Source organism: Halobiforma nitratireducens JCM 10879 (genome assembly GCF_000337895.1).
In the GTDB taxonomy this organism is placed as follows: Archaea; Halobacteriota; Halobacteria; order Halobacteriales; family Natrialbaceae; genus Natronobacterium; species Natronobacterium nitratireducens.
In genome coordinates, this window is record NZ_AOMA01000198.1 from 1 (window position 1) to 1,299 (window position 1,299).

Here is a 1,299-nt window from a genome sequence, read left to right on the forward strand (position 1 = left end):
AAGTCACACTATCCACCGGATTTCTCTGACTGGTAGTCACAACGATATCTAGTCAGACGGCGCTACACTCTGCTAAACTAGAACGGATGCGCCCCATCGAGGCGTCTCCAAGGACAAGCTCACGCCGTATCTCCGAGCCTTCCAGCTCCGTCGCCGCGTGTATCGAAAACCGGGAAAAGAAGCGCTGAAAACCATCCTCAAAACTGCGCTATGAGTCACCAACAATCTCCGCCACAAGAGCGCACTACTTAATATTGAACGGCCATCCCGATTGTTCGAGATTGCTGGATACGTCTGACCAATATAAAAGAGTAAGATAAGACCGCCATTAGGATTGTACGCCGCGATCGACACAGAATCGAAGCTGCTGCTGGAAATCGACGTATACTGCCGCCGCCCCACTGACCTCGCGGCGGCATTCCTGCATCGCCTCACCAGGCAACGTTATAATCACGATCGACTGAATTAAGCACTCAATTGTCGAACATCGGCTGTGGACGTGCTGAACTAAACAGTGCCGGGAAAGATCATAGAACGAATATGAATGTTGCCTTATTCTAATAGCATCAGCCGTCCTGAAGTACTACGCCTTACGTATAGCTGAAGTTGGTCGTCGTACTAGAGCCGTGTTCAACCTCCACGGCATCGACTTGAGTGTCATACCCGTCAGGCTGAACTTCGACAATGTATGACCCTTCTTCCACTTCGACCTCGAGCTTTGCGTCCCCATTTGTGTGGGATATCTCGTAGTCGTCCCCAGTTGGATTTTCTAACGTGATGTCCGTTGATGGGACATCGTCTTCGTCGACCCAAATGAATATTCTCACTTGGCCTTCATCGTTCGAGGTCATTTCCACCTCCAGTTCAGTTGTTTCTCCCTCATTGACAGGGACTATCTCTCGATCTGCTTCGTAGCCTAGAGCCTCTGGCTCAAGTATCCACAAGTCATCCTGGAGATCAACTTCGAACTCTTGATTGGTCTCCGGAGAAATCATCAGTGATCGGTCTCCATCGAGATCAACCCGAGTGGAACTACTGTCTACAGGGTCTCCATTTTCGTCGACAAGAGACCCGCTAAGCGTCCCTGCATTAACTGGCTCAAGTTCGAAGTCCTTCCGTGTCGCGCCGTCGCTGCCAACAGTAACCGTTTCTGTCTTTGTGACATACCCGTCGGCTTCGACTTCGATATTGTACTCCCCTGATTCCACGGAGGTTGCTCCGTTGCGAGGTCATCTAATCCTCCTCTCAGGCGTTCACTCCACTGTTCTTCGTGAGACTTGTAGGGAATTGGACGCCGTC

Annotated in this window: 1 protein-coding gene and 2 pseudogenes; 2 read left to right on the forward strand and 1 reads right to left on the reverse strand. The window is 50.8% G+C overall.

Annotated features, from left to right (window positions below):
* Positions 1-88 precede the first annotated feature (88 nt).
* Both C446_RS18970 and C446_RS19695 read left to right on the forward strand, forming a co-directional pair.
* Positions 89-214, forward strand: a pseudogene (locus tag C446_RS18970) (IS1595 family transposase); the annotation flags it as partial.
* A 120-nt stretch (positions 215-334) separates the two neighbouring features.
* Positions 335-442, forward strand: a pseudogene (locus C446_RS19695) (IS6 family transposase); the annotation flags it as partial.
* A 148-nt stretch (positions 443-590) separates the two neighbouring features.
* Here C446_RS19695 and C446_RS17210 read toward each other — a convergent pair.
* Positions 591-1,208 carry a peptidase associated/transthyretin-like domain-containing protein gene (locus C446_RS17210; RefSeq protein WP_152419475.1) on the reverse strand — a complete coding sequence of 206 codons (618 nt, stop codon included), beginning with the start codon at positions 1,206-1,208 and terminating at the stop codon, positions 591-593.
* Positions 1,209-1,299 lie beyond the last annotated feature (91 nt).